Here is an 898-nt window from a genome sequence, read left to right as displayed (position 1 = left end):
CGCGCGCGTACGCAGTCATCCGGTAGAAGCAGGCGGAAAAGCCGCCCGGCATATTGCCGGACGGCTTCTGATTCCACGGACAAGGAGACCGCAATCTGTCAGGCGGCATCCTGCGCTGCGGCAGGCTGGTCTTCGGGAGAAACGTCGCCGTCATCTGACGTGAACAGGCTGGCGATCCGGGCCCATGCATCGGCTGGCGGCGACCCCGCAGCCTCGACAAGGCGTGTCGGCGGCACCCGCATCCATCCCGGACGCCAGCCCGGATTGGCCTTACACCCTTCGCCCACGATCCGGTTCCAGATGAGGTCCTTCTGGGCTTTGCCCGTGTCGGTTAGGGCTGCTTTCGCCGTGGAGGGTGATGCGATCTCTGCCACCATGGCATTGATGGCGCGCTTGTCGCGGACGAGATCAAGGAAGACAGGTTCCGGCTTCCAGTAGGCGGCCATGTCCGTTTCGGTGGCGACAGCGACGGCTTCAACGATTACGCCGCCCGCTTCCATCGTATCCGCCATAATATAAGTCAGCACGCTCAGGGCCTCTGTGTCGTCCATTCCGAGCAGCGCTGCAAAGACGTCACTGAGGTGATAGTCATCGCCATTCGCGCGCAGGGATGCCAGCCCATGGGCTTCGAACAGGCTGCGGACATGATCTCCGGCCGCGTTCATCTCAGCTGTGGCGCGGGAGCCATCCACGCTCGCCTGAATGTCTTCCTTTCTGGCGAGGAAGTCGTGCCGCCTGACGGTCCACAGGGAGGACCCGACCATGGCGTGAGCGATCATCAGCCGGAGAGCGATTCCGGGGTGACCCAGTAATGTGGCGCGCGCCGCGCCATGGCGGTGCAGGCCGATATATTGTGCGAGCGGTCCTGACATTTCAGGCTTGGTATCGGCTGCTTCCG

1 pseudogene is annotated in these 898 nt (G+C 63.3%); it reads right to left on the bottom strand.

Going from position 1 to position 898, the window contains the following annotated elements:
- Positions 1-98: 98 nt before the first annotated feature.
- Positions 99-898 (bottom strand): annotated as a pseudogene (locus HOC_RS22480) (ParB/RepB/Spo0J family partition protein); the annotation flags it as partial.

Origin of the sequence: Hyphomonas oceanitis SCH89 (assembly GCF_000685295.1) — a bacterium.
Classification (GTDB): Bacteria; Pseudomonadota; Alphaproteobacteria; order Caulobacterales; family Hyphomonadaceae; genus Hyphomonas; species Hyphomonas oceanitis.
Note: the sequence above shows the minus strand (reverse complement) of the source record. Positions and strands in the feature narration are given on the sequence as shown.